The organism is Aureibaculum algae, assembly GCF_006065315.1.
In the GTDB taxonomy this organism is placed as follows: Bacteria; Bacteroidota; Bacteroidia; order Flavobacteriales; family Flavobacteriaceae; genus Aureibaculum; species Aureibaculum algae.
This window is the reverse complement of sequence record NZ_CP040749.1, coordinates 2161829-2187488: the sequence shown is the minus strand read 5'-3', so window position 1 is coordinate 2187488 and position 25660 is coordinate 2161829. Positions and strand designations below refer to the sequence as shown.

Genomic DNA, 25660 nt, shown 5'->3' with positions numbered 1-25660 from the left:
GTTATTCTAATTCCTTCTTAATTTTTTTAATACGTTATTTACCACAAAAGCCAATACTTTCTCTTGTGCAAGCCCCTTAAGTTCATTCTTTATACTTTCTGGTCTTAAATTGTTTTTAGAGCTTTTTAAATTTAATTTAATCAACTCTTTATAAATATTTTTTTGCAGACTTAAAATTTTTAACTGCTCATCTATTTCTTCAAATGATGTATAACTAGTAGGTATCATAACTTATTAAAATAATAATTAGAAAAATTTTTCAACAACGGACTATTTACCTTATTTCTTAAAAAATAAGCCAAGAGCCCAATCAAAGCATAAAACAAACCAACAATTAAAAAGCCTAAAATAAGATTGTCCAAAACTTCACCTAAAAAGATTGCTAATGCGAGTGATAAAAGCAACAATGCTATGCCTACCAAAGCACTTATAATTAGTAATTTGGTAATAAAAGTAATACTAATCATAAGTGCTTTAAAACTTTTAAGCTTAATATATTCCTCGCTACTTTTTGCATAGGATTTTATATTAACATCTGCTTCAAATAAGTTTTCTTTTAACTCTTCAAAAGCCATAACTAATTTTTTTGTAAGTGAGCATTTTTGGTTTTAAGTTCTTCTAACTTATTTTCTAAGCTATCAATAATATCCTCCGCTTTTCCACTCATAGTTGAAATGGTATCATCTAATTTGTGTTCAAATTCTTCTTTTTTTTCATTAACGGCTTTTGTTAATTCTTCTTTAGCATGAGAAATTCGATCAGAAATAATATGCTTGGTATCTTCTGTTTTTTGTTTAATTCTTTTTCTGGTTTTTTTACCTTTATCAGGTGCGTATAGAATTCCGATTCCAGCCCCAATAGCAACTCCTGTTAACAATGCGAATAATGCATTTTCACTAGTATTTGACATAATTTAAATTTTTAGATGTCTACCAACAAAGGCAGACGGATTAATAAATCAATTTTTACACTACAAAAATAAACAGGTAAATTCTCTTTAAAAATGACCCAGGTCATTCATCGTAATTAATTAACATATTAATTTAGCTCCCATAAGTATTATTAGAAAAACGTTAATACTTTTAAAAATTGATTATGAGTTATAGTGTGCAACATCCGAAAAAGAAACATATTCTTATTAAGTCATTTTCGCAATTACAAAAATTGATAACGGCAATAGATATTTTAAAGAATGATAGTGAAATTAATTCTCAATTATCTATTCTTAGTATGTTTACCAATGAACAGTCTTTTAAAAATAAAAAAGACCAAATTCAATTCGAGAAACAATTAAAAGAGTATTGGAAAAAAGTGCTGGGTTCTGCCATAGAGTTTGGTATATTTAAAAACCCTGAGATAGGCACTGTATATATTATTGGCTCATTAACTTCTTTGTTTATGCATGAAATTAATGGAAAAGCATTAGGAGGTATATCCGTAGGCTTAAATGGTATATTAAGAGGTTTAGGTGCTGGAAAAACAAATGCAGATACTTTTATAGAGATGTTACATAATGGGAATTATTTACTGATTATAAGAGGCTTTGATGATGATTTACATCATTTAAAAACGGCGTTAGAAGAGGTTTAGTTCAGTTACATCAAAGTTTATGGTTCATAAAAAAATAAAATACCTACGCTACCATTCAACCTTAACACTAACACCAAAATAGTAACACATTTTAAATTACTTTAAGCGGAATTCGACTATAGTTATCAAAATACAAACAAATTGAATATTCCATATTCAAAATGAAGTCATCAATTCTTTATTTTAATATAAAGCATGTTACTACTTATTTTCGTTTCCTGATCAAGATCATTTCGTATAATAAATTTGATTTCTACTTTTGATATATTAATTTTAAAATCACTTAGTTATGTCAGTATTAAAAGTAATTGAAGTATTAGGGAATTCTACCGTAAGTTTTGATGATGCGGTTAAAAATGTTGTTACAGAAGCTTCCAAAACAGTAAAAAACATTAAATCTGTTTATGTAAAAGACATGCAAGCAACAGTTAATAACAATCAGGTAGCGGAATACCGTGTGACCACAAAAGTAACTTTTGCCATTACGGCTTAGTTATAAATTAAAATTATTTAGGAAGAAGGTTCCTTAAAGATAAATTCATTATTGATTTGCTTTAATGGAACCTTTTTTGCCTACCACAGATTTTGTTTCAATTAAGTATAAAGGAGTTGCTTAAAAAATAATAGATACATCATCTAAAAATGAAAGCAGATATACACATACCAAAAGCCATAAGCTCTCGATCAGCGTTTAAAAATAAATTCGGTTTAGGAGAAATGTACCGTGCTTTTATTTATATCCCTAAAGCAATGATAAGAATGATTGAAAATAACAAAAGCCAATTGGTTGATAAAGATTTTGTAAAACGCTTACAATTGGCCGTAACCGAAGTAAATGGTTGTGCCATTTGCTCCTATGGACATGCTAAAATGGCCTTACGTCTAGGCATGAGTGGTAAAGAAATAAATAGCTTTTTAGGTGGTGAAAATCATTTTACAAAACCAAAAGAAGCCATAGCAATACTGTTCGCTCAACATTATTCAGATTCAAGAGGTTATCCTAAAAAATATGCTTACGATGCTATTATTAAAGAATATGGTAAGCAAGAAGCACGTATTATACTTTCTGTAGTTCAAATAATAACTGTTGGGAATATGTTGGGAATTCCATTGAGTGCATTTCACTCGAGACTAAAAGGAAAACCATACACAGATAGCTCCTTGGTTTTTGAACTTGGTACACTCATAATAGGTATCCTTCTATTACCTATTGCTATTATTCATGGTCTTTTAAGAGGTCTGTTTGGATTGCCCAACGTCAGATTTGATAAAAATAAAACAAACGTACAAAATGGATGAAATGAGAAGTAAGTAAAGAATACTATTTATGAACTGATCTAGGTCATTTTAATTTTGCTTATATGTTCACACCTTTACACTGTTAAATTAAAATAAATAAAAATGGAGGACATGGTAAAATATAACAAACAGCACAAAGAATTTCGTGTGATTATTGCTCAAGCATTTCCTGATCTTGTTCAACTTAAAAAAGAAGAAGACAAGAAATCTTTTAATGAATTGGTCTTGAAAATTTTACCTGAGATAAATAAATATATAGTGGGTAGGTTAAATTCAGCCATAAAAAATGGAAATTTCTCAAAAAACAAATATAAAGCTGATGATTTTATCGATCAACTTTTTATAGAAATTTATGATCATATAGATATGTTTGAAAATCAAAAAGATTTCTATTTATGGTTATTTAAAAAAACCAATGAATTATTGGAGGATGCTATCGAAGAAGAAGAGTTTGATAATTTGTTTTTTAAAAATATAGATATTTATACCAAACCCGAATGGGATGAAATGGAAGAAAATTACACTGTTGATGCTGGTGGTGATTTCTTATTGATTGAAGAGTTAGATGACATGTCTTATAACCATAATGATTACACTTTGAATCATGTATTTATAGAAAATAAAGAAAATAAAATAGTCAAAAGACTTGATAAAGAATTAAGTAAAGAAAGAATTCATACCCAAATAGCTATGGTACTTCAACAATTACCTTTGGCTATGAGTTCCGTTTTTGAACTGTTTACCAATTATAAATTTACGGCAGAAGAAATTGCAGAAATAAGAAACAGTAGTGTCACTGAGGTCGAAAAATTATTAGAAGACGCTAGAAAAGCACTACAATTAAGTTTTTTCAATAGATATGCTATTAACAAATAAAACTTGTTGAAAATGAATTACAAGGATTATTATAAAATATTAGGAGTTAGTAAAGATGCCTCTTCAAAAGAGATCAAAAAAGCCTATCGGAAATTGGCAGGAAAATATCACCCTGATAAAAATCCTAATGATAAAACAGCTGAAGAAAAGTTCAAGGAATTGAATGAGGCCAATGAAGTGCTAAGTGATAAAGAAAAACGTGAAAAATATGACACCTTAGGATCTAATTGGGATGCTTATCAAAATACTGGAGATAATTGGCGTGAGTATGCCAACCAAGCCAATCAAAGAGGAAGAAATTCTAAATACTCGCAAGGTGATCCTTCTGATATTTTTGGACAAGGTGCTGCTGGTGGCGAAGATTTTTCTAGTTTTTTCGAAACCTTTTTTGGAAGAAGAGCAAATCAATCTTCTTTTTCTGGAGGTGATACGAAAGCAGAAATGCCCATTACGCTTTTAGAAGCATATAAAGGAAGTAAACGAACCTTTGAAATACATAATGAAAAGTTACGTATTACTATAAAACCTGGATCTTACGATGGCTTACAATTAAAAATTAAAGGGAAAGGACAAAAAGGTGTTAAAGGTGGAAACCGTGGTGATTTATACATCATAGTAAAAGTGCAACCAGATCACCGATTTAAAAGAAGTGGTGATAATCTTATATATAATGCCGATGTAGACTTATATACTGCACTATTGGGTGGTAAAATAAACATACCCACCCTTACTGGATCACTACATATTACAGTACCCAAAAATAGTAATACAGGTAAGACACTTAGACTTAAAGGTAAAGGAATGCCTAACTATCGTAAACCATCCACTCATGGTGATTTATTAGTCAAACTAAATGTGAATTTACCTAAACATCTTACAAAACAAGAAGAAAATTTATTTAAAGAGTTACAACAATTACATAAAAAAGAACCTATAAAAACAAATTAAAACATACAATTATGAAAACTACAATTTTAAACCCCAAAACAGAATTCTTATTAGGAGCAGGATTAGACGTTTTGCATTTTGAGAGCAGAGAATGGATGGATACCGTAGACTTTTGGAAAGATGAAGTTCGTTTTTTCAATGATTTATTAAAGAAAAAAGAGGTTTCTAAGAAAAATGATCCTGAATATGAAATGATGCTAAAAAACCTAGATAAAGTTCACACGGATTTATTTGACGATTTAGAAGTGAGCATCGTAGAGCACGAACAGTTATTATCGAGAATAGAATTGGCTGAAGAAGGATTGTCTGATGATGATTACAGAGAAAGACATCATGAGATTTCATTGCGAATGGCAGATTTCACAAAAGAATTTAAAGCCTTCAAAAGAGTCGTTTTTGATTATACAAAAAAGCTATAAATTAATGTAACTAATAAATCGCCCATACCAATGGGCGTTTATAGTACATTTTAAATATAAACATATGAAAGCAGATTTCAGTAAACTGATTAAGGGTGATAAGCCCGTACTTGTTGATTTTCATGCAGAATGGTGTGGTCCTTGTAAAGCACAATCTCCCATTATAAAACAAGTAGCAAATGAAATTGATGGTAAGGTTCGCATTATCAAAATTGATATTGATAAAAACCAATCTATAGCTCAACGTTATAATGTAAGAGGTGTACCAACATTGATTTTATTTAAGGATGGAAAAATTGTTTGGCGTCAATCTGGGGTACAAACCAAAGAACAGCTTCTTTCAATTATTAAACAAAACGTTTAAATACAATATCTAATATTAATTTTGAAATCAAATACCATGGAAATAGCAATTTATAGAGATGAGTTTATAAAGCCAGATTCTATTGATAACTTTTTAGACTTTTATTATAGTATACATATGGAACACCTCGCAAGTGATTTATTAATTAAAGGGTTGTCACCTAAACAAATTTCGGATGCAGTAGTAAAAGCCATTAAAATTGGTAAATCATCTGGAGTAGAAATTCGCGAACATTTTTTGCCTTTGCTTACGGAAATAAACCATGAAATTATGAATGACTGTAAGCTCTCTCATTTAGGTTATGGTCTAGTATTAATGAATGCCGATGTAGACCTATCTGTTGTTGGAAAGTTTCAGGTAGATGTTTTAAAAGGATATTTAGACACCTATTAATATCTAATGATAAAGAAGTTATTCTTTCAGGAAAAATTGTGTTAATTCTGAACCTGCTTACTGACTTTTTTTGAATAGATATACGCACCAAAACCTAACACAATATACAGAAAAATTATTGCGAGCATTTGTTCTAATTCATTTATGAATTCATAATATAAGATAAGTATACCTCCTATACTTAGACCTATAATTGATAAGGCAGTGACAAACGTTGAAGAATTTGTCTTCGCTCTTATTTTATAATTTGCAATTGCCATAAGTAGCGATACCAATAAAAATGTAATACTACCAAATTCAAGTATCAACTCAAGACCACCTAGTAATATCAATATGCTGGCCATAAGAGCCATGGTAATAATCGCATGTATAGGAATATTGTTTTTCCTTTTGGATAACCAATTAGGAAAGTAACCATCTTTAGCCACAACTGCCATTTGTCGTGATGAGCCAAATACCGTTCCACTAATCGCACTGCTTGTTGCCAGAATTGCTCCTAAAATTACAATATTAGTTCCTAAACTCCCCAATACATCTCCTGCTCCTGCAGCTAAGGCAAATTCTTTATTTTTTATAATTTCTTCGGTTGGGATTGCGAATAATGCTCCTACAGAAAGTACTACATAAATAAGAATTGCCAACGTTATCGCAGTGTAAATAGCTCTGGGAATATTCTTTTCAGGATGCTTCATTTCATTAACAGCATTGATCACCAACTGAAATCCTTCATACGCCACAAAAGTTAAGGATGCTACAATTAGAATAGAAAATAGGCTTGTTTTTTCAGCATCAACGACCATGTTATCTATAAATGTCCCAAAGTCAGTACTACCATGTTTTATCAATACTACCGATATTATTGTCAGCAAAACTAATTTGGTATACACCATAATATCTTCAATTTTCCCCATTCCATTGACACTCCATACGTTAATCATAGTAAATAGAGCAATTACACTAATAGCAATGCCTTTTCTAATCCAAATTACATTGGCAAAACTGGTACTACTGATTGCATAGGACGCAAAGGTATAAGCATATAGAGCTAACGTACTTATATACCCGAAAATGACAAACCACCCAACGATAGAAGCGGAGAATTTTGAGCTAGGATATGTACGTTTAAAAAAGGAATATGTAGCTCCTTCATCTTTGTAGTACAATGCTAATTTAACGTAAGAATAGGCCGCTAAAGCTGCAATACAGCCTCCAATCATTATCGCGATTGGAGCTAAGTTGCCCACAATAGATACAGCTATGCCCAACACCGTGAAAATTCCACCACCTACCATACCTCCTAAAGCAATGGCTACAAGCTCTGCTAGGCCCAACGTTTTATTTCTTTTTCTGAGTATTGTCATAATTTCATTAGTTCTAATTAGAAACAAAATCAACTCCTTAATTTTAGCTATGTATTATTATTATCTGGTAGTTTCAACAATGAAATAATTCAAAAAAAATAGTTAGAAAAGCAACTATTTTAATCAAAATTAAGGATTGCAACCGAAAAATAAAAAAACTTAAAAAGTGAATTTGTTTTGGGTGCTTATTCAATTTTCATACCAATTGGACAATGATCTGACCCCATTATATCTGAATATATAGCAACAGCTTTTACTTTAGGCACTATTGACTTACTAACTAAAAAATAATCAATTCGCCATCCGGTATTTCGCTCTCTAGCTTTAAAACGATAACTCCAATACGTATAGGCAACCTCATCGGGATAAAAATGTCTAAAAACATCTACAAAGCCTGACTTTATTAAATTATCCATTCCATCAATTTCAACCTGAGTATACCCCGCCGTTTTGTTATAATTAGACTTATCATTTTTAAGATCTATAGAATTATGGGCTACATTAAAATCGCCACAAACAATGACAGGTTTCGTTTTCTCTAACTTTTTTAAATAGATTAAAAAATCGGCATCCCATTTTTTTCGATATGTCAAGCGATCTAATTGCTGTCCAGAATTAGGCACATATACATTTATCAAATGGAAATCTGGGTAACTAGTGCATAGCACTCTACCTTCAGTATCATGTTCTGCAATGTTCAAATCATTTTTTATAAAGTCTGGTTTTGACTTACTCAATATGGTAGTGCCCGAATACCCACTTTTATCTGCAGCGTTGCAGTATTGATAGTACTCTTTAAAAGGTAATAATGCTTTTTCAACTTCCTTTTCGCTAGCTCTTGTCTCTTGTAAGCAAATAATATCTGGATTCAGTTTTTTAACACTTTCAACAAAATTCTTCTTTACAATGGCACGTATTCCATTTACATTCCAAGATATTATATGCATACCTATTCTTATTGTTAGATTTAAAACTAATTATCTATTACTTCTAACTCATTAATAATAACATCAACACCTGGAGATAAATACGCTGCTTTTTCAGCAGCTTTCTTTTCAGAAATTGAATGTACAATTCCTCTTAGTTTTACCAAACCATCTATTATATCAACAGTGATTCCATCCGCTTCTATATCAGCTGAACGTTTAAAAGCTTTAGCAATTTTCTCGGTAACGTCTTCAGTTATTTTTACTGATTTCATTGTAATTGTATTGTTGATCCACTTAACACCTTTTATGCTCTCTACAACTCTTGCAGCGGCATCTCTTTGATAGGCCCATTCTACCTCACCAGATATAGTAACCCAACCATCGTGAACTTCAATTGAGATTTTATCTTCAGGTACAGCTGTATTCCATTCAAAAGCTTTTACAATAGCTTTACCGATTTCAATATCCGTTTTTTGAAAATTGGTACCATATTTCACATGTATGTCACCCGCAAATGCTTTAACTCCTTTAACTCTTTTTGCTGCCATCTCGGCTGCCACTTTTACAAGATAATTATCTACTACACCTGTGAGCATTACAACTCCGTTTTCAACTACTACTCCTATTTGGGTTTCATCTACGTTGGGTTGCCACGCAAGTTCTTGGAGTACATCATTCTTTATTTCTAAATCTGTTTTCATTTTACTTACTTCTAAATTAAACAATAACTAATACATGTAAAATTACTTTAGAAAACCTCCATTTAAAATGATCTATATCAGCCTATATATAATTCTACCCTAATTTGAAATTATAATAAAGGTTAATCACGCGTTTTACGAATAGGCTACTCCCCTATTCTAATACTCAAATATCATAGCAACCATCAATACTTCAACTTTATAAATATGATTTATGATTGGGAATAGAAGCTATACTAAATTGAATTTTCATGTACAACTATCGACTTCATTTCAAAACAGGAATTACATCAAATTATAAAAAGTGACCTTTAACCTATTTTAAAAAATCAGGGTCTTCATAAGCTGGATTTGGGTATTTATAAAACCCTTCCCCTGTAGAGACCCCTAATTTATTTTTATCTATAAAATTTTCTTTTAGGTAGTTTACGGTTTTAATTTTTAATTCATCTTTGGTTTTCTCTGCGGTCATTTTATCTATATTGTAAGCAGTTGTAATCCCTACAACATCAAGAATACCAAAAGGTCCTAATGGAGCTCCAGTTGCTTTCATCCATGTTTTATCTATGGTTTCTACTTCGGCAACTTCACTAACCAATAAGTCCGTAGCAGCACTTAGCATTGGCACCAATAACGAATTAAGGATGTACCCTGGTTGCTCTTTATGCAAAGGCAATGCTAACATACCAATAGCTTTTGCAAAAGCTACCACATCTTTGAACACCTCAGGGTCAGTTGTTGGATGCCCCATAATTTCTGCAGTGTTATGAATCCAAATGGTATTAGCGAAATGCAAAGCCAAAAATTTTGTTGGTCTACCTGTAAATTCTGAAAACTGACTCGGTAACAATGTTGAAGAGTTGGTTGCAAAAACTGTTTTTGCAGGGGCTACTTTTGCCAATTTTTTATAAAATTCAATTTTTATTGTTGGATTTTCGGGGACTGCTTCAATTAGTAAATCTGCATCTTTAACCGCTTCAGCCAAATTGGAACTATACCTTAAATTTTTACGTGTTTTCTCAATTTTTTGCTCTGATGCTTTTAGATCTCTTTTATAAGCTTTACTCAAGGTTTCGAATTTTGCTTTTGCTTTTTCTAAAACAGTATCATTGATATCGTAAACGGTTACATGAAAGCCATGAAATGCTGTTTGAAATGCAATCTGATATCCTAGAACACCACTTCCGGCTATGGTTATATTTTTATAATTCATTTTTATAATTTTTAATTGTTTATTTATTTCCTCTCAATTAAAAGGGACTTTTTTTATAATTTCTGTTCACTTAGAAATACAACCCAACTTTACTACTTGAATCTTACACGATCCATACAAATTGCGTTATAGGTAAACTGGAGAATACTCCACTTCAATTTCATTGATAACGTTCGTTACTCCAGGAGCTCTATAAGCGGCAATTTCTGCGTCATCTTTTTCTTTTAAAGAGTGAACCATTCCACCCAATACTATCGTATTTCCATCAAGGTGAACCATTATGTTTTTCGAATCAATATGTGCAGAGCGTTCCAATGCTTTTTCTATTTTATGGGCAACATCATTAGCAGTAGTTTTATGCGACAATTGAATATTATTAATAACTTCTTTTACTCCAAATAAGTTTTCAATTGTTCTTTTGGCAAAGTCTTTTTGATAGGCCCATTCTACTTCTCCTGTCAAATAAATGGTACCGTGATCAACTTCTACAGTTATTTGATCCATGGGCACAGAGGCATTCCAATCTAAAGCATCAACTGCTGCCTTTGCAATTTCTATATCTGAATGCTTGTCACTATCTCCATATTTCACTTTAATTTCTTCTGCCACAGCTTTTACACCCGCTATACTTTTAACAGCACTCTCAATAGCATCCTTTTTTGTTAAATCACTTACAATACCTGTAAGGGTAACAATACCATTTTTTACCGCTACACCAACTTGAGTTTCATCGATATTGGGTTGCCATGATAATTCTTCTAAAACATCGTTCTTAATTTTTAAATCTGATTTCATGATACATTTTTTTTACTATGAAATAATAAGTATACTACAAAGTTAGTATGATAAAGAGTGTTAGTTACTGACCAAGGTCAGTATAAAAAAAATTGCCCTAATTCATTTAATGAGTTAGGACAATTTTCTATAAGAAAACGAACTAATCGACTTCCTAATTTTTTTAGAAAAAATTAATACACCACTTCTAACTCATTATCTACGCTCCATACACCGGGGGCAAAATAAGCAGTATTTCTAGCTTCGTCTTTTTCTTTTAATGAATGTACTTTACCTGAAAGTTTTACAGTATGACCTTCCGTTTTTACACTAATATTATTTGCATCAATATCAGCTGAACGTTCAAATGCTTTTTTGATCTTGGTTTCTATATCACTAATATCAATATTGTTTTTAAGTGAAATATTATTTACCACATATTTTACACCAGTCAAATTTTCAATTGCTTTTTTAGCTGCTTTTTTTTCAAATTCCCATTTTACTTCACCTGTCAAATAAACCCAACCATCTTCAACTTTTACATCAATTTTGTTTTCGGGCACCGCAATATTCCATTTTAATGCACTTACTGCTGCTGTGGCTATTTCAGTATCTGATTTATGTGAAGTTGTTCCATATTTAACCTCAATATCTTCAGCTACCGCTTTAACCCCAACTACGCTTCTTGCAGCTTTTTCAGCCTCACGTTTTTTAACATAGCTGTCTACAGTTCCTGATAGTGTTACCACACCATCTTTTACAGTTACTCCAATTTGAGTTTCATCGATGCTTGGTTGCCATTCTAGTTCATCTAAGACATCTTCTTTAATACTAAAATCTGTTCTCATAATTTCTATGATTTAAATTAAACTTTTATTAATACCCCAAAATTACATCAGCATTAGAATAAAGACACTGACCTACATCAGCATCAACTTATTTTTGAAAATTTTAACAGAGCATACTATTTATTGTGTAAGAAGTATGCTCTACCATTGAAAATTAATTCTGAGCTCAATAAAACATAGAAAGAAATTTATTAGTAGTTCCTCATAAAAGGGTTGGAAAAAACATAGAAAAGATTTTAAATAAAATCTGAAAATAAATAAACCCACTAATTATTTTAAATTAGTGGGTCATTTGCAATTTAACTCTTCCAATGATGAGTTAGTCATCAGGCTTATGAAATCCTACTACTATTTCTATTGTCTAAGTTATAAATCAGATTCGATACGTGTTTAGATAGCACACCTTTACAAGGCTACACAAAACTTTTTAATAAATAGCCTTAGGAGTTGTTGTACGAATCAATTTTTCATTAACAAATTCATAAATTCCCATAGGAGCTTGTTCTCTACCGAAACCTGAATTTTTTGTTCCTCCAAAAGGTAATTCTGGTGCAATTCCAGTAACATGATTGATATATACCATACCGGTATCTATTTTTCGAGCCACCTCAACGGCTTTTTTGATATTGTTGCCAAAAACGGTGCCACCCAAACCAAACTTCGTAGCATTAGCAATACTGATAGCCTCATCTATATCTTTGTAGCTATACAACATAAACACGGGACCAAATATTTCTTTATGGAAAGCATCCATTTCTGAGGTTATGTCTGTAATTATGGTGGGCTCTACAAAGGCTCCTTTCCTATCCATACGTTTACCCCCCAATACAATTGTCGCATTTTGTTGTGCGGCTTTATTAATTTGGGCAATTACATCATTTGCAGCGGCTTCTGTACTCAAAGGAGCTACGTTGGTTTCCTTATCCATTGGATCACCCACTTTTAAAGTGGCAAAAACATCTTTTACTTTCCCTAAAAAGGCTGCTTTCATTTTTTCTGGAACGATAACCCTTTTAGGGGAAACACAAACTTGACCCGCATTCCACATTCTTCCATCAACAGCAGTTTTCACCGCCAAATCAATATCCACATCATCTAAAACTATAAAAGGATCACTACCGCCTAATTCCAATGTTACTTTTTTTGCTTTCGCTCCAGCTGCACTAGCAATACTAGTTCCTGCAAGTTCACTTCCCGTTAAAGAAACTGCCTTAATTTTCGGATTTGAAACCAAACTTTTAATTTCTTTTCCTGGAATAAAAATGTTATTATAAACCCCATCAGGTAAGCCTGCCTCTATAAATAAGTCTTCCATTAATTGAGCACACTGAGGTACGTTTGAAGCATGTTTTAACACCATTGTATTACCAGCCATAAGATTTGAGGCGGCACTTCTAGTGATTTGATAGTAGGGAAAATTCCATGGTTGAATACTTAGAATAGTTCCAATAGGTTCATAGGAGATAAATGCTTCTCCATTTTTAACTTCTAACGGTTTATCAGCTAATAATTCAGCAGCTTTATCAGCGTAATAATCAAAAATATCTGCCGATAATTCTACTTCATAAATGGATTCAGAAATTAGTTTACCCATTTCTAATGTGGCTAATTTTCCCAATTCCTCTTTCCTCTCTCGCATTAAAGATGCTACCTTATGCATTACTTTTGCTCTTTCTTCAAAAGATTGATTTTTCCAAGAAGCAAAAGCTTTGTCAGCCTTATCAATTATTGCTGCTAGTTCAATATCAGTCATGGGTACAAACTCTTTCACCAATTCATTATTATAGGGGTTGACTGTTTTAATATTCGATGTTTGTTTTGTTATTTCCATTATTTTAATTTTTAGAATTCAAAATCAAAATTATCATGGCAAGAGAAAAGAAACACTGACCTAGATCAGTTCTAAACTTTTTTTGAATTTATTAACACAGTGTTCTATTTATAAATTCCATTTTTTAACCTAATTAAAGTTCAAGTAAAGTTATAGTTTTATTAATACTGCAATATTTTTTTTAAAATAAAATCAGTTAAATAGAGTAAAAAAAAATGCCCTAATCCATGTTATTGAATTAAGGCAATTTCTTAGAATTAATAGGATTAAAAATAACTTGTAATTGCTTTTCAGATAACCTAATACACAACTTCTAATTCATTATCTACAGTGTATACTCCAGGTGCATAAAACGCCGTTTTTCTAGCTTCATCTTTTTCTTTTAATGAATGTACCTTTCCTGTTAACTTCACATTATGACCTTCGGCACTTACGGTAATACTTTTCGAATCAATATCTGCAGAACGTTCAAATGCTTTTTTGATCTTTTCTTTAATATTGATAGCATCTATATTATTTTTAAGCGTAATATTATTTACCACATATTTAACACCGGGAATATTTTTAACAGCATTTTTCGCTGAATTTTTCTCAAAATCCCATACTACTTCACCTGTAAGATAAACCCAGCCATCTTCAACTTTTACCTCTATTTTTTTCTCAGGTACTGTAATATTCCATTTTAATGCTTTTACTGCTGCGGCTGCAATTTCTGAATCTGATGTATGTGAAGCTGTACCATATTTAACTTCAATATCTTCAGCTACTGCTTTTACACCTAACACACTTTTTGCGGCTTTTTCTACCTCTTGTTTTTTCATGTAACTATCTACAACCCCAGTAAGTGTTACAACACCATTTTTTACAACAACCCCAATTTGAGTTTCATCAATGCTTGGTTGCCATATTAATTCATCCAAAACATCTCTTTTAATACTTGAATCTGTTCTCATAATTTTATAAATTAAATTAAACACTAATTATACATCAAAGATATAGTGGTTCTAATGTGAGAACCCTGACCTACATCAGTATAAAACTTTTTTTGAAAACTTTAACAACGTGAGTATTGTATTGTCCTTACATAGCAATCTTAATATATCATCTGTTATTACAAGCTATTTTTATATAATAATTTGATTTTTAAATAAGACGTACCCATTGAGTGACGTTGCAATTAATAACCAAATAAAATAAGGAATTATCAATATCGATTTTAATTTTAACTCTGGCCAATAAAAAAATAAAAAGACTCCGACAACAAATGCAAGTCCAATTAAAACCAATAGGCCTGCCAGAACATAATGATAATAGAAGAATGTCGGATTCCATGCCATGTTCAATAAATACTGTACGACTAATAAACCAATGAGTAGATTTTTGTTTTCAATTTCTGGCCATAAATAGGCTAAGTAAAAACTAAAACATATCATGATCGTAACCCATGCAAAGCCAAAGACCCAACCTGGTGGTGTCCACGGAGCTTTGTCAATATGTGCATACCAATCAGAAGAAGCTCCATTGCCTGCTAAAAATCCTCCAACACCAAGTGCTGCAAAATTAAGTACTAAGAATAGTATCAGTCTATAAATCATTTTAATATATTTTTAATTGATCACAAAAGAAATTATTTAGATATAACTGTTTGTCAATTTGAACAAATCAGTATGAAAAAATTTATTGAGTCTTTCTATCGTATTCTATAATAAAGCGATGTATACCAACGCCATATGCATCATATAAATATTCAAAATTGATAAATTATCCCCTTATCACCTTTCACTTAACGCATGCCAAAAAGCTCTTGATGAAAATTCTTAGTAGGTAATCCGTTTTTCAAAAAGTCTTTATGTAATGCTTTTCCAAAACCAACGGGACCACAAAACCAAACACTGGCCGACTTCCAGTCTGGCACTATTGTACGTAACTTTTCTCCAGTTAACTGACCATCTCTACTGTCAATTATCACATGTAAGTTCACATTGGCGGCTGCAGCATCCGCAGTTAATTTCTTCAATGCATCAGGTTCCAGTTCAGAGGTGCAATGAAATAAATCAATTGGTTGAGATGCTCGATTATGAGCGAGGTGTTTCATTCTAGCAATAAATGGTGTAATACCAATACCACCACCAATCCAGATTTGACGTTTAGCATTATCATCAAAAGTAAAGCAGCCATAAGGTCCTTCGACAATTGCTTTGTCACCAATATTTAGCTTTTCAGGTAAGTGGTTTGTGTAATCACCCAGTGCCTTGGTAATAAACATAATACGAGGATTATTTGCATCCCAGTCTGAGGCAATAGTATAAGGGTGTTGCCCTTCTTTACTATCAAAAGTAACAAAAGCAAATTGACCACTCTTGTGTCCTTTCCATCCCTCTTTGAGCAAAATTAAGGTTTCCAACACCTTCATTTTAGGAAAATAATGTTGTTCCTCTATAGTACCTTCCACTTTTCGTCGCTTACCAACCTGACGTGTCAACACAAGAATAGCCGAGACTACACCTGCTGATAACAACATACCCATTACAATGCCCAATGGCTGTGTCCATGAAGCAAAATCTAATAGCACCACTGTGTGAAATACCAAAATGAGATACACCACTGCGATGATCGTGTGGGTCTTTGCAAAAAGCCGATAAGGGAATCGTTTTATTAAGGCCAATACAATTAAAAGAACGAGCCCATAGAATGCCCATTCACCAATAAACTTGGCAGGCCCATGTAGACCATCAAAAAACGCCTGAACCTGATTGAGTGAATCTGATGCTGAATTTGCTCCATCTCCATGACCACGGCCACGTCTCCCCTCTATCAACCCAAGGCTTGATAACCAATGTGGGGCTTTCGCAGCAATCCAATGAAAAATAGAAGCTCCCAACCCAATAACTCCTAACCATTTGTGAAGTCTATACGATTTATCTAACCCACCAAGTATGAGTTCTAGCCATACTGGACGAAGTGCAAGTACCATAGCGATACTCATTACTCCAATACCAATAATACCAGAATATTGAATGAATAAATCACGTACCGCTTTTCCTGTCATTGCATCTGGTAAAGGCATATTTGCCAATATCCATAAACCCGTTAATCCTATGAGAATTATCCACAATGCGATTTTGATCTTTCTAAGCATAGTTATTCAATTTATATTCTACCATGATCGCTTTATTCTGTATTTGCAAATGATTGCACGGCTTTATGTCAATTGCTGTGGGTGCTACTATTTTAAATACTCTTTCCATTTTTATTTTATTAATTATTTACTACTAAACTATTGGCAATAGCCTGTCAAATTCTCTTTTAAAATTCCATGGTAGGGTACTTCCATATTTTAATTATTTTTAAATTCTTAAATAACCAAAGGTATTTGAATCTTAAAACTTTAAAACTGACCTAAGTCAGTTTATAACCTTTTTTACAACAAACTTTTATGAAAATGGTGGTTTAGTAATCATTAAGATGATGTTATGAGAATTTAACTGTCAAAGAAGTTGTTTATCTATTCATTACCTGTTTTCGACCTTGACTGACTGAGTATTCAATCTATATATATAATAAAATAGTGCTCCCATTATGTTGCCAAAAAAAGCTACTGCCATATCCTTTTGAGAATCCCACACATCACCTTGAGTTCCTAAATATGAAATGCCCTGTTCAACAAAAAAGACATCGGCTACAAGCCATTCTATAATTTCATATAATGCACTTGCCGAAAGAATTGTTAAAATAGGGAGTATAACTGCTTCTCTTTTTTCAAGTTTCAGCCATTTTAAAATACACTCGTACAATGGATAATACAATAACAACCCGAAACTAAAATGTACGAGCCTGTCATAAGGGTTTCTGGAAGAATGAAATTGGTCTTGAAGCCAAAACCCAAATGGATTCTCTGCATAGGTATATTCAGAACCATAAACATGCAAGCATAAAAAAACAAAGATTAAGAAATAACTAAAATTGCTAAAACAATACGATTTATAAGTAAGAATTAAAAAAAGTAATGCTATAACTGTTAGGGTATTTTCTATAAGCCAATTGGCAATATCTGTAGTTCCTATTAATGTGTTTATCCATAAAAACGCAAATACAAGTACAAACCAAAATAACTTATGTCCAATAACAGTTATAGCACCACTGTACAATTTCATTCCACAACAATTCTTTATTAAAAATGCAACACTAAATAATCAATTGTAACTACCCAGTAATAGCTTTAATAGCTTTTAATAATACCTTTGGTTTATGAATAGAATCATAAACAGGCATCACTTTTTTATCTGTTTCAAATAATCCATAGACAGCAGTTTGAGCTGTTCTTACAGAATATTCTACAGTAAACACTACATCTTTTGGCACTTCTGCAAATTGACCTAAAAATGCAAAATTTGTTGCCCCATCAGGAATAACTTGTGGCCTATCTCCAATGTCTCTAGGCATAAACTCACTATCTATGAATGGCATTGCTGTAGGTATACAGTTTATTTTACCAGAATTTACAATAGGTTTCATTAAATCTTGAACTTTTAAATGATACCATAATTCTTCCAAAATTTCTTTACCTGTACATTCTGCCATTGTTTTATTAATGTAGTTACCTTTACGATCAGGATATAATCCGTACCCCCAGAATACTTTAACCTCCTTAGGTTGATTAGGAAAATGTGGTTGACGTGCAATTACAATAGACATCATCCAATTAGAATCGGTCAGGGTTACCAAACCACCTGTACCATCAACATTACCAGAAAAATTCTCCATATAATCATGAAAAGTATTATCTTTTAAAGTAACTGTAAACGAATACCATTTTTGTAAATCGATATGGTCACAAAAAGGACTTGGATTACCAAAAGCATCGTCTTTTTTAGCTATTTTTTTCCACAACTTCCATGATCCTGATGCTGCTATTCCTTTAAGTTTAGCAGGTCTATCCCATGCACCATTATCCGTACTTTCTGTAATAGAACCATTGGTAATAAAAACATAGTCATTTTTTCCTAAAACTATTTCATCTTTATCTTTTAAATGCAATACCGTAGCTGTTTTTTTATCTGAAGAGAGGTTAAAATCTATATCTACAACCTCGTGACCTAAATCAAAATTCACACCATATTCATCTAAATATCTTTTTAAAGGTATCACCACAGAATGGTATTGATTGTATTTGGTTCGCATAACGCCACCTAATCTTTTTAATCCATCAATCAAATGAATAAAACGCTTCATATATCTTCTCATTTCAGCAACACTACTCCATTTTTGAAATGCAAACATAGATGTCCAGATATGCCAGAAATTAGTTTCAAAAAAAGCTTGATCAAACCAATCTTCTATTCTTTTATTACCTAATGATTTTTCTGAAGAAAATAAGAGTCTTAAAAACTCTGCTTGTTGTTTTACTGATAATCCGTAAGATGAGACGTCAATTTTTTCTCCATTTTTTAATAATCGAGCCTGTCCATTTGAAACGAATTTTTCATTAAATTCAAAAGATTCATCTCTAACAGAAATTTTAGGGTCATCATAAGAAGGTATATAAGAAAGTAAATCCCAATAACAGGTATAATGTTTTTCATGCATTCTACCACCCCTTACTACAAAACCATCATCTTTATTACCCGAACCATCAAGTGCACCACCGAGTATATTGTCCTTTTCTAAAATATGAATATTCTTTCCAGGTACCTTCGCATCTTTAACAAGGTAAACGGCACACGCAAGTGAAGCAATACCGCTTCCTATTAAATAAACATTTGCGTCTTTTGGATTTTTATTTTTCATTTTTTCTATAATTTTATTACTCCGAATAAAAAAGCAGTGCTTTAACAGATAAAGTATTTTCTATAAACCAATTCTTACTAATTATGTTACCAGTTCAAGAATTTACTCAGAGGAGAATAAATAACAAATTAAATTGAAAAAGCTTATGACCTCTATCTCTTATTACACTGCTTATACCAATTAATCAAAAGTATTTTTTATTTTTTTTAAATTAAAGGCTAATATTATTCTAAATATACCAGCAGTAACAAAAGCCATTGCTGTCATATAAACAATACTTACCCCTGCTAAAATCGGATTTGCTAATAATAGAAATGAAAATAGTAATGTAAGAATCCCTAAAAATAGTAACCATCCCCAAGAGGGTGTTCCAACTGATTTTAATTGAAATGATAACCCAATTGCCATAAAACCTTGAAATAGTAGCCAAAAACCTACATAAAAAGGTAATATAGCCATAGTCATTAATGGGTGCGTTATTAATAAAACACCTATAATAAGATCTAGAATACCACCTGCCAAATACCATCCCCAATCTGGCATCTCATTTTTACTAGAAATAGATAATGCGATTTGAGATATACCCGAAACAAAGATAAATACACTAAAAATAATACTTAATGACACATAACTTTCTAATGGTGTTTGAAACACCCAAACTCCTGCAATAATATATAGGATACCTATTAAGAGCGAAATCCACCAATTTTTTACTGCAGTTTGTGCTGAACTTAAAATTGAAGTTGACATAACATTATAGTTTAAGATTATTAGTCTACATTATTTTTAAAAAGATCTTTTAAAGCGGTACCTAATTCATCCATATCATGGGTAAATTCTCGTTCAAATTTTTCTTCGTTTGCTTTTGCTGATTCGTTAAAATCAATTACATCTTCTTTAAATTCTTTACCCCTTTGTGCAAGTTTTTCTTTAAGTTCTTTGTTTTTTTCTTCTAACTTATTCAATGCTTTTGTCAATTTTTCTTTTTCATTTTTATTGGCTTTCGCAATTTTTGTTCTAAGCACTTTAATTTCTTTATCTGTATTTTCAATAGCTTTTTCAGATGAAGTTTTAAATGTATTCCAATCTGATTGTACCGCTGTTTTAATCTCTTGACTAGTGTCTTTTGCTCCTTGTTTTAAGTCTTTACTCAATTCTTTTGCATCTTGTTTAACTTCTTTCGCATCTTGTTTGGATTGATTACCACAACTTGTTAAAATGCTTCCCACCATAAAAACGATTACGGTAAAGGATAAAATTTTTGTTTTCATAATTTTAATATTTACATTGTTATTATTTTATTGTTATTATTAAGAGGTCTTATTACTGTGTTATATAGCGTTTTTACTGAAAAAATCTTTTAATGCTGTTTGTAACTCATTCATATCCGAAACAAACTGTTTTTGAAAATCTGTTCTTAATATATTGTCGGCTTCATTAATTTTAGTCAAACTTTTTTCGAGTGTTTTATTTTTTTGTTTCAACCTTTTCTTAAGATCATTTCCATTTTGTTCTAATTTGTCAAGCTCCTTATTTAACTCTTGCTGACGAGCTTCATTGGCACTCACTATTTCCCCACGTAATTTCTCAATTTCTATTTTACTATTGTCTAATGCAATTTGAGAATCTGCTTTAAATTTTCCCCAATCTGATTGTATAGTACTACTAAGTTCTATTTGAGAATCTTTTCTTGCCTGATTCAAATCATTATGTGCTGCCTTTGCATTTTCTTTAGCGGATGCAACATCTTTCTTTACTGCTGTTCCACAGCTTGTTAAAATGCTCCCTACCATAAGAACTATTATGGTAAAGGATAAAATATTTTTTTTCATTACTATCTATTTTTATTTATTTTTCAAAAAATCTTTAAGCCCCATTAAAAGCTCATTTAAATCTTGAACAAAGTCCTTTTCAAAAGCTATTGTTACTACTTCTTGTGTTCTATTTATATCTTCTATATTTGATTTAATTCTTTTGTTAATTTTAACTAATCTCGATTTGAGTATATTCTTTTTTTCTTCTAATGAATCCAGTGTTTTGATCCTTTTCTTTTGATCTTTTTTGTCATGATTTGCAATCTCCCTTCTTAAGGCTTCAATTTGATTTTCTATTTCTAATAGTTTCTTTTGAGAATCACTATTAAATTTTTGCCATCCGTCTTTTTGAGTTATTTCAGCATCTTTAGCGTTTTCATTTAAAGGTACAATAGCCGTATTTGTAGTTTTTTTTGACCCATGTATAGCTTTAGTTTTAGTAGAGCCACAACTTGTTAAAATGCTTCCTACCAGAATTACCATTATCGATAAATTTGCAATACGCATCTCTTTTTACCCTTTTTTAATGAAAAACTTCAACTTCTTTTTGGAGTACATATCTCTCTTTAACAGTCATGATATTATCAAACTCATAAATATTTAAAACACCTGTTTGAACCTCAACTTTCGGCATTTCTTCTGCAACAATACCTTCAATATGTCCTATTAAAGCTCGAATAGAATTTCCATGAGCCGCCACCAACACCGTTTTACCTTTTACAAGTTCAGGGACAATAGCTTCATAAAAATAGGCCACCGTTCTTTGTTTTGTGTCTTTTAACGATTCCTCCATGGGTAATTCATTTACATTGACTTTTTTATATTTCTCATCGAATTTCGGATTCCGTTCATCATCTACTGAAAGACTAGGAGGTGGAGTGCTAAATCCCCTCCTAACCTTCCAATAAAAATCTTCACCAACATCTCTTTTTACTTCATCTTTATTTCTTCCTTGCCAAGCACCGTAATTACGTTCATTTAGCTTCCAACTTTTTTAAAATCAATGTACATCAAATCACTAGTATCCAAAATAATAGCAGCCGTTTTTATAGCTCTTTTCAAATAAGATGAAAAACAAATATCAATGGATATATTACGATCTCGAATAATTTCGCCGGCTATTATGGCTTCTTCAATACCTTCGGCTGCAATATCAACATCTGTCCATCCTGTAAATATGTTTTCTACATTCCATATGCTTTTTCCATGTCTCACTAAAATTAACTTTCCCATCTCTGCTATATATTAAATATTAAAAATCTTATAATCAATCCATAAATTCATCCCCTAGTGCAGCATGCAATTGGTATAATTTTTCTTCTTCTTTTTTAATTCTTTTTTTCAATCTATTTTTCCTAGCTTTTACAATTGAACTTGTCACAGAATGTTCATATTCTTTCAAACGATTTTCCATTTGTTTTAAACGAGCATCCGATTTATCTTTAATAGATTTTAGCAACTGTTTTCTTCTTGTTTCCAATGCCGTAATTTTGGATTTACGTTTTGCTTTCAATTCAGCTATTTTAGATTTTATTTTAACCTTTTCTTCCTTAGTAGCTTTTTTGAGTTTTTCTCGTTGATCTTCAATTTTATCTTCAATATCTTCAATTTGCTCATCTACATAATCGTCAAATTCTATTCCTGCTTCACTTCTCATAATCTCCGAAGCATAAGGTTCAAGAGCTTCATTAATAAAAACGGAACTGTCTTCTCCTACCTCAGCAATTATAGCAATGGTACCCACAGTCATTTGATTACTTACTTTTTTCACAAAATCATCTTCAAAATCATAACGACTTACATCGGCAATTGCACCAACGGCTAAACCTGAATACAATCCGATAACAAAACCTACAGGTCCCGCAATGGCTCCTAATAAACCACCAACTGCAGCTCCTGTTAAGGTTCTCCAGCCTTCTTCATCAGTTTGATCGTTTAATACTTCAAATTGATTGTTTTCTTTTTTTCGAATCATCATATGTTCATAGAGGGTAATATCTCCATAAGCATCTAATTCTTTAATTTTGTGTAAGGCATCTATGGCCCTTTTTTCTTCCTTAAATGGAACTACTATAATATTTGCCATTTTATTTGTTATTTAAATGTTATTACTATTTTTTTTAATGTGAATGTTACCTAATTATGATACCAATTGTCCCATTTCATCATCTAGTCTTCTCAACATGCTTAACTCTTCTCCAAAAGCTTCCAAACGATCTAATAGGTACTGTACTTTGCTTAATTCCTCTGCTTGTTCTTTAGCGTACCATAAGCCCAATTCCACTACCATAAAATTACCTTCGTCATGGGCAGCTTTAGTAAGTGCATAACATTGTCTTGTAATTTCTTGTTCATGTGCCAATGCTGATTGTATGACATCAGGTAGACTTAAAAAATCTTGTTTTGGTTGTTTTAAAGCAGGTGTTACAGGTCGTAACCCATTTGCTAAAAGAATTTTTCTTGCTTTGTTTGCATGTACTATTTCTTCATCGCTATATTGTTTAAATAATTTGGAAGCTCCTACAAACCCCTTATCATCTAACCAAGTAGACATAGCCAAGTATATTCTTGAAGAATACTCTTCTTGTTCCACACGATAATTTAGTAACTTAACCATAGCTTCGCTTAAAAATTCTGATTTTGTTTCCATGATTTAATTTTTTAAATATTATATATTGTTGTTATTATTCTTTAGCTCTAGGTAAAGATTTATAGGTCAAAATTAGATAGCTCTTAACTGTAATACACTGACCTAGGTCAGAGCGTATAAAATTTTCACATTAGTTTAACTCTCGTTCTTTCCAATACGCTTCCGCTTTATTTTCCATTTTCTCTAACCGTGTATAATAATCAGGAAACTCTTTTAAATGTGCCTAAGCTATTTTTCCTGTTAAGGCTGTATCATTATTAGTCACATTGGTTTCTGGATATCTTGTGCCATGTTCAAATTCAACATTTACACCTTTTGCAAATTCGTCTAATCGAATAGCATTCCAATCGATACCCAAATTATTTCCAATCACTTTTGCTTCTTCTGAGTTTATTTTTGTCATTGTATGTGTATTTAACTAACAGAAAATTTATACCTCCTGTCTAGATTATACCAACAAAATTAATTGGCTTTAACAATAGTGACACTGACCTAGGTCAGCATGATTATAAAAGAAGAAAGTTTTTTAAATTTTTAGAACCTAGAAACGATAATAGAAGAGAACATAAAGGTTGTGATCAGTTAAGGATTAGAATATAAATAACTCCTACCAAAATAACGCTACCAAAAGCGTAGCTTACTAGTTTACCTGTAGTTTTTGAACCTTTTATTATTGTAGTGATAAGCTTTACAAACATATTACTCATCGTAGCTGCAATTATAACTGATGATGCGAGTTGCAGTTTTTCTCCATCTACAGAAAACTTAGCCATGCTAATAGTAATGGCATCGGTGTCTGCTAAACCTGCTATTAATGCAGAATAATACAAACCACTTTCACCAAAAAATCGATTACTATAATAAACGGCAAAAAGGATCACTAAATAGACCACTCCAAATCCTATTGCATTTAACATGTTAAGCGGATTACCCAGTTTAATATCAGTATCAGGCTTACTGTCATCTTTCCGCATTAATACTAAAGTAGCTATGATACAAACCAATGTCAATAAACCAAATGGAAGTGCTAAATACTTAATAATGGCATTGTTAAAGATATAAGCTAATAAGGCTATTCTAGGAAACATAATTGCCGAGGCTACAATAATACCTGCACTATATTTTTTTGAAAGCTCTGGAGAATCCTTGCTTCTTGAGGCGTAATTCCAAGCCACTGCGGTACTAGATATTAATCCGCCAAGAATAGCCGTAAGAAGAATCCCTTTTTTAGAACCTACAAATTTTACTAAAAAATAGCCTATGAAATTCAAAAAAGAAACAATTACGATAATGGAACCTATTTCAAAAGGGTTGAGCAAATGATCTGGACCATACGTTTTGTTAGGAAGAAAAGGTAGAATTAACAAAGCTATTATTGAAAACTTTATAAATGCGAACAGTTCTTCTGAGGTTATATTGCTGATAACAGAATGAAATCGATTTTTGAGCGAAAGTAATGTTACAATTATTACAGCAGTAGCTACCGCATTTCGATAATATTCTGCCGAGATCATTACCCCTAAAACAAAAGTGACTATCAAGGCTATATTGGTGGTAATCCCTTTAGCATATTCTTCCTGTTTCTGGTAAAAATGATTAAGTACTAAAAAGAAAATAAATGAACCAAAACCTACGATTAATAGCCATGGCGTAAATTTATCAGTTAATGTTCCTAAAGTAAACCCTAGAATTGAAACCATTGGAAATGTGCGAATTCCTGCAAAACCTCTTTCTTCTTTTAGTTTGTCATATTCTCTTTCAAGCCCCAGTATTAAGCCAATACCTAAACTGATAAGTACACCCAATATGTAAGATCCAACCAACTCGCTAATTTCTTGATGTATTTGCATAATCTTTGAATAT

The 25660-nt window shown here is 31.8% G+C and carries 30 protein-coding genes and 2 pseudogenes; 8 read left to right on the top strand and 24 right to left on the bottom strand.

Annotated elements, in window-relative coordinates; all coding sequences use genetic code 11:
- Positions 1-6 precede the first annotated feature (6 nt).
- The 3 genes from FF125_RS09115 to FF125_RS09105 are packed head-to-tail and all read right to left on the bottom strand — an operon-like array spanning position 7 to position 910.
- Positions 7-228: a DUF6327 family protein gene (locus FF125_RS09115; RefSeq protein ID WP_138949478.1), complete on the bottom strand. Its 222-nt coding sequence runs from the start codon at positions 226-228 to the stop codon at positions 7-9.
- Positions 225-575: a hypothetical protein gene (locus FF125_RS09110; RefSeq protein ID WP_138949477.1), complete on the bottom strand. Its 351-nt coding sequence runs from the start codon at positions 573-575 to the stop codon at positions 225-227. The genes FF125_RS09115 and FF125_RS09110 overlap by 4 nt, the downstream gene beginning before the upstream one ends.
- Positions 576-577: 2 nt before the next feature.
- Entirely contained in the window at positions 578-910 is a 333-nt protein-coding gene (locus FF125_RS09105; RefSeq protein ID WP_138949476.1) for a YtxH domain-containing protein, read from the bottom strand.
- Between the two features lie 185 nt (positions 911-1095).
- Between FF125_RS09105 and FF125_RS09100 the strand changes: the two genes are divergently transcribed.
- From FF125_RS09100 to FF125_RS09065, 8 genes are all read left to right on the top strand, one after another.
- Positions 1096-1590 carry a hypothetical protein gene (locus FF125_RS09100; protein ID WP_138949475.1) on the top strand — a complete coding sequence of 165 codons (495 nt, stop codon included), beginning with the start codon at positions 1096-1098 and terminating at the stop codon, positions 1588-1590.
- 289 nt (positions 1591-1879) lie between these two features.
- The gene (locus FF125_RS09095) at positions 1880-2083 is read left to right on the top strand and encodes a dodecin family protein (RefSeq protein WP_138949474.1); all 204 of its coding nucleotides are present in this window, start codon (positions 1880-1882) and stop codon (positions 2081-2083) included.
- A gap of 149 nt (positions 2084-2232) precedes the next feature.
- Positions 2233-2889: a carboxymuconolactone decarboxylase family protein gene (locus FF125_RS09090; RefSeq protein ID WP_138949473.1), complete on the top strand. Its 657-nt coding sequence runs from the start codon at positions 2233-2235 to the stop codon at positions 2887-2889.
- 111 nt (positions 2890-3000) lie between these two features.
- Positions 3001-3765, top strand: a complete 765-nt coding sequence (locus FF125_RS09085; RefSeq protein WP_250629719.1) for an RNA polymerase sigma factor — start codon at positions 3001-3003, stop codon at positions 3763-3765.
- A gap of 12 nt (positions 3766-3777) precedes the next feature.
- Complete coding sequence (locus FF125_RS09080) at positions 3778-4713, top strand: J domain-containing protein (protein WP_138949471.1); 936 nt, start codon at positions 3778-3780, stop codon at positions 4711-4713.
- 11 nt (positions 4714-4724) lie between these two features.
- The gene (locus tag FF125_RS09075; protein WP_138949470.1) at positions 4725-5132 is read left to right on the top strand and encodes a hypothetical protein; all 408 of its coding nucleotides are present in this window, start codon (positions 4725-4727) and stop codon (positions 5130-5132) included.
- A 64-nt stretch (positions 5133-5196) separates the two neighbouring features.
- Complete coding sequence (gene trxA / locus FF125_RS09070) at positions 5197-5496, top strand: thioredoxin (protein WP_138949469.1); 300 nt, start codon at positions 5197-5199, stop codon at positions 5494-5496.
- A gap of 36 nt (positions 5497-5532) precedes the next feature.
- Positions 5533-5889 (top strand): hypothetical protein, encoded by a 357-nt coding sequence (locus FF125_RS09065; protein WP_138949468.1) that lies wholly within the window; start codon positions 5533-5535, stop codon positions 5887-5889.
- A 41-nt stretch (positions 5890-5930) separates the two neighbouring features.
- Here FF125_RS09065 and FF125_RS09060 read toward each other — a convergent pair whose 3' ends face one another.
- The 21 genes and pseudogenes from FF125_RS09060 to FF125_RS08960 all read right to left on the bottom strand — a co-directional run bounded on the left by FF125_RS09060 (position 5931) and on the right by FF125_RS08960 (position 25647).
- Positions 5931-7250, bottom strand: a complete 1320-nt coding sequence (locus tag FF125_RS09060; RefSeq protein ID WP_138949467.1) for an APC family permease — start codon at positions 7248-7250, stop codon at positions 5931-5933.
- A 185-nt stretch (positions 7251-7435) separates the two neighbouring features.
- Complete coding sequence (locus tag FF125_RS09055; RefSeq protein WP_138949466.1) at positions 7436-8197, bottom strand: exodeoxyribonuclease III; 762 nt, start codon at positions 8195-8197, stop codon at positions 7436-7438.
- Positions 8198-8223: 26 nt separating this feature from the next.
- A complete protein-coding gene (locus FF125_RS09050) occupies positions 8224-8880 on the bottom strand; it encodes a BON domain-containing protein (protein WP_138949465.1) in 657 nt (218 codons plus the stop codon).
- 316 nt (positions 8881-9196) lie between these two features.
- On the bottom strand, positions 9197-10093 hold the full coding sequence (locus FF125_RS09045) for a 3-hydroxyacyl-CoA dehydrogenase (protein ID WP_138949464.1): 897 nt from the start codon (positions 10091-10093) through the stop codon (positions 9197-9199).
- Positions 10094-10219: 126 nt separating this feature from the next.
- Positions 10220-10888, bottom strand: a complete 669-nt coding sequence (locus FF125_RS09040) for a BON domain-containing protein (protein ID WP_138949463.1) — start codon at positions 10886-10888, stop codon at positions 10220-10222.
- Between the two features lie 173 nt (positions 10889-11061).
- Positions 11062-11715 (bottom strand): BON domain-containing protein, encoded by a 654-nt coding sequence (locus tag FF125_RS09035; protein WP_138949462.1) that lies wholly within the window; start codon positions 11713-11715, stop codon positions 11062-11064.
- Between the two features lie 427 nt (positions 11716-12142).
- Positions 12143-13546 carry an NAD-dependent succinate-semialdehyde dehydrogenase gene (locus tag FF125_RS09030; protein ID WP_138949461.1) on the bottom strand — a complete coding sequence of 468 codons (1404 nt, stop codon included), beginning with the start codon at positions 13544-13546 and terminating at the stop codon, positions 12143-12145.
- Positions 13547-13845: 299 nt separating this feature from the next.
- Positions 13846-14499 (bottom strand): BON domain-containing protein, encoded by a 654-nt coding sequence (locus tag FF125_RS09025; RefSeq protein WP_117880417.1) that lies wholly within the window; start codon positions 14497-14499, stop codon positions 13846-13848.
- 171 nt (positions 14500-14670) lie between these two features.
- Positions 14671-15141, bottom strand: coding sequence for a TspO/MBR family protein (locus FF125_RS09020; protein ID WP_138949460.1), 471 nt, complete (start codon positions 15139-15141; stop codon positions 14671-14673).
- 188 nt (positions 15142-15329) lie between these two features.
- On the bottom strand, positions 15330-16685 hold the full coding sequence (locus FF125_RS09015) for a ferredoxin reductase family protein (RefSeq protein WP_138949459.1): 1356 nt from the start codon (positions 16683-16685) through the stop codon (positions 15330-15332).
- A 373-nt stretch (positions 16686-17058) separates the two neighbouring features.
- Complete coding sequence (locus tag FF125_RS09010; protein ID WP_138949458.1) at positions 17059-17700, bottom strand: DUF2238 domain-containing protein; 642 nt, start codon at positions 17698-17700, stop codon at positions 17059-17061.
- A 49-nt stretch (positions 17701-17749) separates the two neighbouring features.
- A complete protein-coding gene (locus FF125_RS09005; RefSeq protein WP_262710566.1) occupies positions 17750-19342 on the bottom strand; it encodes an oleate hydratase in 1593 nt (530 codons plus the stop codon).
- Between the two features lie 171 nt (positions 19343-19513).
- Positions 19514-20083, bottom strand: coding sequence for an HdeD family acid-resistance protein (locus tag FF125_RS09000; RefSeq protein ID WP_138949456.1), 570 nt, complete (start codon positions 20081-20083; stop codon positions 19514-19516).
- 20 nt (positions 20084-20103) lie between these two features.
- Entirely contained in the window at positions 20104-20604 is a 501-nt protein-coding gene (locus tag FF125_RS08995; protein ID WP_138949455.1) for a hypothetical protein, read from the bottom strand.
- Positions 20605-20664: 60 nt separating this feature from the next.
- A complete protein-coding gene (locus FF125_RS08990; protein ID WP_138949454.1) occupies positions 20665-21165 on the bottom strand; it encodes a hypothetical protein in 501 nt (166 codons plus the stop codon).
- Positions 21166-21177: 12 nt separating this feature from the next.
- Positions 21178-21654, bottom strand: coding sequence for a hypothetical protein (locus FF125_RS08985; protein ID WP_138949453.1), 477 nt, complete (start codon positions 21652-21654; stop codon positions 21178-21180).
- 16 nt (positions 21655-21670) lie between these two features.
- Positions 21671-22380 (bottom strand): annotated as a pseudogene (locus FF125_RS08980) (2,3-bisphosphoglycerate-dependent phosphoglycerate mutase).
- A gap of 34 nt (positions 22381-22414) precedes the next feature.
- Complete coding sequence (locus FF125_RS08975; protein WP_138949452.1) at positions 22415-23233, bottom strand: DUF1269 domain-containing protein; 819 nt, start codon at positions 23231-23233, stop codon at positions 22415-22417.
- 54 nt (positions 23234-23287) lie between these two features.
- Complete coding sequence (locus FF125_RS08970; protein ID WP_138949451.1) at positions 23288-23797, bottom strand: ferritin; 510 nt, start codon at positions 23795-23797, stop codon at positions 23288-23290.
- Positions 23798-23927: 130 nt separating this feature from the next.
- Positions 23928-24200 (bottom strand): annotated as a pseudogene (locus tag FF125_RS08965) (DUF5661 family protein).
- 175 nt (positions 24201-24375) lie between these two features.
- Positions 24376-25647 carry an MgtC/SapB family protein gene (locus FF125_RS08960; protein WP_138949450.1) on the bottom strand — a complete coding sequence of 424 codons (1272 nt, stop codon included), beginning with the start codon at positions 25645-25647 and terminating at the stop codon, positions 24376-24378.
- Positions 25648-25660: the final 13 nt, after the last annotated feature.

Excerpts from the sequence above, each read along its gene's own strand:
- FF125_RS09115 (WP_138949478.1), bottom strand. The coding sequence starts at position 228 with ATGATACCTACTAGTTATACATCATTTGAAGAAATAGATGAGCAGTTA.
- FF125_RS09110 (WP_138949477.1), bottom strand. The coding sequence starts at position 575 with ATGGCTTTTGAAGAGTTAAAAGAAAACTTATTTGAAGCAGATGTTAAT.
- FF125_RS09105 (WP_138949476.1), bottom strand. The coding sequence starts at position 910 with ATGTCAAATACTAGTGAAAATGCATTATTCGCATTGTTAACAGGAGTT.
- FF125_RS09100 (WP_138949475.1), top strand. The coding sequence starts at position 1,096 with ATGAGTTATAGTGTGCAACATCCGAAAAAGAAACATATTCTTATTAAG.
- FF125_RS09095 (WP_138949474.1), top strand. The coding sequence starts at position 1,880 with ATGTCAGTATTAAAAGTAATTGAAGTATTAGGGAATTCTACCGTAAGT.
- FF125_RS09090 (WP_138949473.1), top strand. The coding sequence starts at position 2,233 with ATGAAAGCAGATATACACATACCAAAAGCCATAAGCTCTCGATCAGCG.
- FF125_RS09085 (WP_250629719.1), top strand. The coding sequence starts at position 3,001 with ATGGTAAAATATAACAAACAGCACAAAGAATTTCGTGTGATTATTGCT.
- FF125_RS09080 (WP_138949471.1), top strand. The coding sequence starts at position 3,778 with ATGAATTACAAGGATTATTATAAAATATTAGGAGTTAGTAAAGATGCC.
- FF125_RS09075 (WP_138949470.1), top strand. The coding sequence starts at position 4,725 with ATGAAAACTACAATTTTAAACCCCAAAACAGAATTCTTATTAGGAGCA.
- trxA (WP_138949469.1), top strand. The coding sequence starts at position 5,197 with ATGAAAGCAGATTTCAGTAAACTGATTAAGGGTGATAAGCCCGTACTT.
- FF125_RS09065 (WP_138949468.1), top strand. The coding sequence starts at position 5,533 with ATGGAAATAGCAATTTATAGAGATGAGTTTATAAAGCCAGATTCTATT.
- FF125_RS09060 (WP_138949467.1), bottom strand. The coding sequence starts at position 7,250 with ATGACAATACTCAGAAAAAGAAATAAAACGTTGGGCCTAGCAGAGCTT.
- FF125_RS09055 (WP_138949466.1), bottom strand. The coding sequence starts at position 8,197 with ATGCATATAATATCTTGGAATGTAAATGGAATACGTGCCATTGTAAAG.
- FF125_RS09050 (WP_138949465.1), bottom strand. The coding sequence starts at position 8,880 with ATGAAAACAGATTTAGAAATAAAGAATGATGTACTCCAAGAACTTGCG.
- FF125_RS09045 (WP_138949464.1), bottom strand. The coding sequence starts at position 10,093 with ATGAATTATAAAAATATAACCATAGCCGGAAGTGGTGTTCTAGGATAT.
- FF125_RS09040 (WP_138949463.1), bottom strand. The coding sequence starts at position 10,888 with ATGAAATCAGATTTAAAAATTAAGAACGATGTTTTAGAAGAATTATCA.
- FF125_RS09035 (WP_138949462.1), bottom strand. The coding sequence starts at position 11,715 with ATGAGAACAGATTTTAGTATTAAAGAAGATGTCTTAGATGAACTAGAA.
- FF125_RS09030 (WP_138949461.1), bottom strand. The coding sequence starts at position 13,546 with ATGGAAATAACAAAACAAACATCGAATATTAAAACAGTCAACCCCTAT.
- FF125_RS09025 (WP_117880417.1), bottom strand. The coding sequence starts at position 14,499 with ATGAGAACAGATTCAAGTATTAAAAGAGATGTTTTGGATGAATTAATA.
- FF125_RS09020 (WP_138949460.1), bottom strand. The coding sequence starts at position 15,141 with ATGATTTATAGACTGATACTATTCTTAGTACTTAATTTTGCAGCACTT.
- FF125_RS09015 (WP_138949459.1), bottom strand. The coding sequence starts at position 16,685 with ATGCTTAGAAAGATCAAAATCGCATTGTGGATAATTCTCATAGGATTA.
- FF125_RS09010 (WP_138949458.1), bottom strand. The coding sequence starts at position 17,700 with ATGAAATTGTACAGTGGTGCTATAACTGTTATTGGACATAAGTTATTT.
- FF125_RS09000 (WP_138949456.1), bottom strand. The coding sequence starts at position 20,083 with ATGTCAACTTCAATTTTAAGTTCAGCACAAACTGCAGTAAAAAATTGG.
- FF125_RS08995 (WP_138949455.1), bottom strand. The coding sequence starts at position 20,604 with ATGAAAACAAAAATTTTATCCTTTACCGTAATCGTTTTTATGGTGGGA.
- FF125_RS08990 (WP_138949454.1), bottom strand. The coding sequence starts at position 21,165 with ATGAAAAAAAATATTTTATCCTTTACCATAATAGTTCTTATGGTAGGG.
- FF125_RS08985 (WP_138949453.1), bottom strand. The coding sequence starts at position 21,654 with ATGCGTATTGCAAATTTATCGATAATGGTAATTCTGGTAGGAAGCATT.
- FF125_RS08975 (WP_138949452.1), bottom strand. The coding sequence starts at position 23,233 with ATGGCAAATATTATAGTAGTTCCATTTAAGGAAGAAAAAAGGGCCATA.
- FF125_RS08970 (WP_138949451.1), bottom strand. The coding sequence starts at position 23,797 with ATGGAAACAAAATCAGAATTTTTAAGCGAAGCTATGGTTAAGTTACTA.
- FF125_RS08960 (WP_138949450.1), bottom strand. The coding sequence starts at position 25,647 with ATGCAAATACATCAAGAAATTAGCGAGTTGGTTGGATCTTACATATTG.